The 6,735-nt window shown below is 38.3% G+C and carries 4 protein-coding genes; 2 read left to right on the top strand and 2 right to left on the bottom strand.

From position 1 onward, the window contains the following. Positions 1-100 precede the first annotated feature (100 nt). Positions 101-1,714 (bottom strand): RagB/SusD family nutrient uptake outer membrane protein, encoded by a 1,614-nt coding sequence (locus tag Q0X89_RS16025; RefSeq protein ID WP_297696028.1) that lies wholly within the window; start codon positions 1,712-1,714, stop codon positions 101-103. Between the two features lie 17 nt (positions 1,715-1,731). Beyond that, positions 1,732-4,824, bottom strand: a complete 3,093-nt coding sequence (locus tag Q0X89_RS16020; protein ID WP_297696026.1) for a SusC/RagA family TonB-linked outer membrane protein — start codon at positions 4,822-4,824, stop codon at positions 1,732-1,734. A gap of 355 nt (positions 4,825-5,179) precedes the next feature. On the opposite strand from Q0X89_RS16020, the gene Q0X89_RS16015 reads away from it, so the two are divergent. Both Q0X89_RS16015 and Q0X89_RS16010 read left to right on the top strand, forming a co-directional pair. Next, positions 5,180-6,259 (top strand): LacI family DNA-binding transcriptional regulator, encoded by a 1,080-nt coding sequence (locus Q0X89_RS16015; RefSeq protein ID WP_297696024.1) that lies wholly within the window; start codon positions 5,180-5,182, stop codon positions 6,257-6,259. Between the two features lie 20 nt (positions 6,260-6,279). Then, positions 6,280-6,735, top strand: a 456-nt coding sequence (locus tag Q0X89_RS16010; RefSeq protein ID WP_297696022.1) for an HAD hydrolase-like protein, incomplete at its 3' end; no start/stop codon positions are given.

Below are 6,735 nucleotides of genomic sequence, written 5' to 3'. Positions count from 1 at the left end.
TTAAGATATTGTTTTTATGGGGATAAGCCAAGTAAACAAAAACAAAAAAACCCTGATCTAATTGATCAGGGTTTTTAGAAAATAAACTTAAAAAAATTTATTAGTATCCCGGGTTCTGAACCAAATTAGGGTTAAGAATAATCTGTGTAGCAGGAATAGGGAATAATTCACGATCTCCATTACCAACAGCTGCTGGGTCTTTAAATTCCCAATCGCGTGTGTATTGACCAAATCTAATTAAATCATTACGTCTCCAAAACTCTATGTATAGTTCTCTTCCTCTTTCATCTATCAAATCTTGCTCAGATAAGCTACCTAATGGTTGAGCACCACGCAGAACACGCAGGTCGTTAACCATTGATAAAGCATCGCCTCCACTTCTGAACATTGCCTCTGCCTTCATTAAATGCGCATCAGAATATCTGAAGAAGATTTCATGTGAAACGAAACCACCATATCGTGGATTGTACTTAAGCACCCTGATACCAGTTATTTCATCATTATCAAGAAGGTTTGGCTGGCCATCAACCGCACTTACAAATTCTCTGGAAAAAACCAATGGCGCTCCACCTCTTTCTGTAAGTGGCGTTCCTGTAGGACCATATTGTTGTCCTTTAAGGAAACCAAAACCAATATGCGTACCATCTGCAATACCATCGCCGTCATCATCAACCGTACCATCTGCACCAGCGGGTTCTCCCTGAAGTGGAACACCACCTCTTCTTTCTTCCTGGGTACCACCTAGGATATTTTCCTCTGGCCCTTCAAATAGATCATAAAACTCGGATAAGGTAGAAAAACCATTCCAACCACCTGATTGTTCTGGTGTAACAAGGTTATAATGAAGACCATTCCAGATCCTGTTACCAACCTGGGTATTTATCCACCATATGGTTTCATTATCCGGAGTGTCTCTGAATATATCAAAAAATCCTGCTTCCAATGCATAGCCATCGGCAGTAATTTCATCTACCAGGGCGATAACCCTTGCCATGTCTGCGTTATCAACGGTCCTGGTACCATTAAAAATATGTCTGTTCAAATGCGTTTTAGCCAACAAATATCTTGCAGCTGCTTTAGAAACATTTACGTTTTCCGCGCCTGAAGGTCCTGTAGCGGGAAGTCCTGAAATAGCATCATTCAAATCTGAAACAATTAGAGCTATAGCATCTTCACCAGTTAAAACTGCAGGATCATCCAATGGTGGAGCTTCCGTATCCCTGATAGGTACCTGTCCAAAATTGTCTAAAATTACATATACTGCCAAAGCCCTAAAGAAAGACGCAGCGGCTCTTGAATCAGGCGAAGATGCGGACCTGCTGTCTAATACTTCACTGGCTACGAGTTGAAGCTCATTCCATTGATTCCATACATTGGTAATATACGAATGATCAGGAGTCCAGGAATGTTGGTGTAATTGTCTCCATATTCCGTTATCACCCCAGTCAGAACCTCTTGTAGGTACTAACATTTCATCTGTCGTAACCTCACTTAGCGCATACAAGTTTGCCTGGTCACCAATGTATCCGTTAATGGAATTATACATTGCAGTAACCTGACTAGCTGCTTCTTCAGCAGTTCTAATACCCTCAAAATTAGCGGCAAGCAAAGAATCAGTCGGTTCAATTTCCAGATTGGTACATGAGAAAAACAGTACCAATGCCGGTAACGAAAACATCAAAATTTTTGATCGTGTTTTTAAATAATTAATCATTGCAGTTTTTTTTAAAATTAAAATTTAGCATTTATTCCTAAAGTCACTGTCAGTGGTCTAGGGAATGCGGTATAATCTATTCCCTGACTTGGGATACCACTTCCAAAACCACCTGTATTAGAGGTAACCTCTGGATCAAGACCGCTATAACCAGTAAACAGTAATAAATTCTGTCCTGTTATTGAGAACCTTAAATTCTTAAACGTTCCTTCTTTAAGAGGCACATTATACCCAACCGTTGCGTTTTGCAAACGTACAAAATCTCCTTTTTCTAAATATAAGGTAGAAACTTCCTGGGATAAAAGTGTTAAACCAGTGGGATCCGTGTTCCTGGAAGTTAAGAAGGTAGGCTTATTTAAGAAGGCATTTCTGGTATTGTTATAAACAGAGAAACCAAACTGTCCTGCAAAGAAGATATTGGCGTCCCAATTGCCAGCATTTAAGTTAAGTGTAAGTCCTGAAAGAACGTCAGGTACCGCATCTTCACCAACAAAATCTTTCTCGTCTGCACTGAAGTTAGGGTTTCCACTGGCATCCTCAGAATATGTTGCCATATAGTAAGAGAAAATAGATATTCCTTCACCCAGGCGCTGCGCGAAAGCTCCCGTAAGCCCCGGACCTCTAACTCGTCCAAAATCTGCTGTAGTACCTTCTAAACCTTTAACCTTATTGTCGTTATAAGAGATATTAAAAGCACCTGAAAAGGTCAATTTATCATTTTGAATAAAATCATAGGCAACGGCCAATTCAACCCCCTGATTGACTAACTTGCCATTTTCAAGGTTCTTAAAGACAAAAGGATCAAAGGCCGGTGCAGCTGCCGCTTGTCTAAACAAGAGATCTTTAGTACTCTTCTTATAGAAGTCAAGCGAGCCGGTAAATCGATCGAGAGCGAAACCAAAATCAATACCAACATTTAAATCAGTTGTCTCTTCCCACTTTAAATCGGGATTTTGAACCGCAACGGTTTCAAGCCCCGGTCTGTTTATACTACCATCGTCATTAATGCCTGGTCCCGCAAAACGCTGTCTTTTGACAAACTGGCCATACGATAAACCATCCTGATTACCAGTAATACCTGCACTTAACCTTAGTTTTAGAGTAGAAAAAGCTGGACCTATGAATTCTTCTTCATTAACCTTCCATGCAAAGGCACCAGAAGGGAAATATCCATATTGGTTGTCCGGAGCAAATTTAGATGAACCATCCGCTCTAAAGGTAGCTGTAAATAAATATTTGTTATGCAGGTTTACATTTGCCCTTGCAAAATACGATTGCAATTCATCTGTATTGTTGAAGTTGTCTACCCAGACAGAGGTATATTGTCTGCCCAGAACACTGCTAAGCACTCCCGCATCATTGAATGGGTTAAGCGTGTTTACAAAAGTACCATTAGCATCATAACCAAATTGCTGGTATGGTCCTGCGATGGTACTAGCTGCATTATTTATGTCTTGTCTTAAGTTTTTACCCATTTGGTCCAGTTCGGTTTCCGGAGTACCCCAACCCTGAGAATTGAATCCTTGTCTTTGGAAATCCTGATAGGTAAAACCTATAATCGCATCCAAAGAGACGTTCTCCCAATCTCTTTGCCAGTTAAGGGTTGCTTCTAGTAATTTACTTGTCGCTTGCAATTCATTGAACGAGGCCTGTCCCTGACCACTCACCCTGTTCTGATTTGTAACTAAAGGTGAAATAGTTGCACTTGCTGTAGCATTAGAGTCATCATAACCCAAAGCTATCTTTGCTCTCAATTCATTATCGTCATCATCTATGATGTCATAAGAAGTAGCAAAGTTGATTAAAAACCTGTCTGTGTTGGTTTTCTGACGGAAATAGGCCAAAAGGTTAGCGGGGTTTAAGAGGTTACCCGCAATAACAAACGCCGGATCATTAGGCCATGTTGGGTTTGCAGAATATGTTGCACCAATTAAGTTACCACTCGCACCGGATTGACCACTAATTTGTGGAGCCAAATCATTGACACGTGCCAGTGAAGCTTGTAAATCAAATTTTAGCCTGTCATCCAAAAAACGCTGATTGACATTGACTCTTCCTGTTATTCTTTCCTGAGAAGAACCCTGGATAACTCCAAACTGTTTTCCATAAGAAAAAGTTCCTCTTACATTACCACTACCATAATTATTTGAATAGGATAAATTGGTAACAGGAGAAGCGACAGTTCTAAAAACTACTTTCTGCCAGTCTGTATTAGAACCTGCATCTATATCATTTGCAATTGTCTGACCACGATCAATGGCAGTTTGCGCAAGAAATGCCGGTCCATCCAGAAGTTTAAAATTTTCTCTGGGTGTTGAAATACTAACCGTTTGGTCTAATTCCCATACACCACCTGAAGCAGTTTTACCACTTTTTGTGGTTACAATTACAACACCATTTGCACCCCTGGATCCATAAATGGCTGTTGCGGAGGCATCTTTTAAGATAGAGATACTTTCAATATCTTGAGGGTTTATAAAGTTTAATGGGTTTCTGGAAGCATTTTCACCACCGGTTATATCACCACCACCAGGAGTTGTAGATTCAGAAGATAATGGAACACCGTCTACAACAAATAATGGGCTGTTATTGGAACGGATGGAATTTGCACCCCTGATCCTAATGTTTACTCCGGCACCCGGTTCACCACTCGCCTGAGTGATCTGAACCCCGGCAGTTTTACCCTGGATCAATTGCTCAGGAGAAGCAATAATACCTGAATTAAAGTCTTCAGAATTAATTGCGGAGACAGCACCTGTTGCATCTTTAACTGTTGTAGTACCATAACCGATGATAACTACTTCATCTAATGCTTGTGCATCTTCTTCCAAAACTACATTAATGGTAGTTCTTCCATTAATGGCGACTTCCTGAGTACTATAACCAATGTAACTGATAACGAGTGTAGCATCGCTCTCTACATTATTTAAAGTATAGTTACCATCAAAGTCTGTTTGTGTACCATTTGTAGTTCCCTTTACAACAACACTGGCGCCGGGTAAAGGACCATTTGCATCAGAAACTGTACCTGATACTTCTTGCGCTTTTGCAAGTCCAAAGCTTAAAATAGCTCCGACCAATAAAAAGCTCTTTAGTAGCGTAATCTTCATAAAAAGTTAATTTTGAGTTTAGTTAATTTTTAGCACAAAGGTTAAACCTATGTAAAATAAATGTTAATAGCACATCTTATTAAAAGTTGTCAACAACGAAAACGGTTTCGTGTTAATAACTTTTGTTAAATAAGAGTATGATAAAACAGAAATGGCAAAATTATGTTATCCTTATTTAAATGGTTCAATCTTTGTTAAAAACGGAACAAATATAATATTTTTTTTATTCTGCAAGCTCATAAAGATAATTGTTTATATGGTTTTTGCCTCTATTAAATGTTAAAAAAAGAATATATTTATAATATATCTAAATTATAATAACTTTAACCTTTAGACTATTTTCATACTTTAACATTTGAAGAAAAAGATTACCCTTAAACAAATTGCCCGTGAATTGGATGTATCCATTTCAACAGTATCTAAGGCGCTGAAAAACAGCAAAGAAATAAGCAAAGACACAACTGAAAAAATTCAGGCTTTTGCCAAACTGTACCACTACAAGCCCAACAATATAGCCCTTAGCCTAAAAAATAGGCGGACCAGGAATATAGGTGTAATCATTCCGGATATAGTTCATCATTTTTTTACTACGGTTTTCAGGGGTATAGAACAATATGCAAATACCAAGGGTTATAACGTTATTGCATGCGTATCGGATGAATCTTTTGAAAAGGAAGTTATCAATATGGAGTTGTTGGCAAACGGTAGTATTGATGGTTTCATTATGGCGTTATCTGCAGAAACACAGCTAAAAAACGATTTCCATCATTTAATAGAAATCATTGATCAGGGGATGCCTCTTGTTCTTTTTGATAGAGTTACCGATGAGGTTATTTGCGATAAAGTAGTTATAAATGAGGTTATTTGCGATAAAGTAGTTATAAATGACTTTGAAGCGTCTTATATGGCGGTTAAAAAATTAATAGAAAATGGAAGAAAACGAATAGCTTTGATTACAACAGAAAGCTATCTTAATGTAAGTGAAAAAAGGGCCCAGGGTTACTACAAGGCTTTGGAAGACCATGACCTGGAGCTGGATGAAAATCTAATTTTACGTTTACCTTATCAATTTGAAGATGAGACAATGAGTGAAGCTTTCTTTGCTTCAAATAATCTGGATGCGGTTTTATGTGTGAATGAAATTTTTGCGGTCAGAGCTATGAGAATTGCTCAGAATAACGGAATGAAAATCCCTGAGGATGTCGCCTTCATTGGTTTCACAGATGGTATTCTTTCTAAATTGGCTAATCCTGCACTTACATCTGTAGCCCAACACGGAGAGCGTATGGGCAATATAGCCGCTAAAATGCTTATTGAGAAAATAGAGCGAGATGATGAAATAGAGCGAGATGATGAAATTGAGACAGAGGAAGAATCTTTTAGGACAGAAGTTATTAAAGCCACACTAATTGAAAGAGAATCTACAATCAACTAATTAAACAGATTACTATAAAAATGAATAAAACCGGATTCATATTCGATTTAGACGGAGTAATTGTGGATACTGCGAAATACCATTATCTGGCCTGGAAAAATCTGGCTGATGAACTGGGTATTGATTTCACCGAAGAGGATAATGAGAATTTCAAAGGTGTAAGTCGCAAAAGATGTCTGGAACTTTTATTGGAAATGGGCAATATTTCCGTTTCAAAAGAACAGTTCGACACATGGTTGGAAGAAAAGAATGAGGACTATTTAAAATATATTGCTAAAATGGACGAAAGTGAAATACTTCCTGATGTTACTAAAGTACTGGGATACCTTAAAAATAAGGGGATTCCTATGGCACTGGGTTCTGCAAGTAAAAATGCAGTTTCTATTTTGGAAAAGGTTGAGTTAATGCCTTATTTTGAAGCCATTGTAGATGGAACTCAGGTTACAAAGGCAAAACCAGATCCCGAAGTATTTTTA

The sequence above is a fragment of the uncultured Eudoraea sp. genome, from assembly GCF_947258525.1.
GTDB lineage: Bacteria > Bacteroidota > Bacteroidia > Flavobacteriales > Flavobacteriaceae > Eudoraea.
The sequence above is the reverse complement of the archived record's forward strand: the minus strand, read 5'-3'. Positions and strand labels throughout refer to the sequence as shown.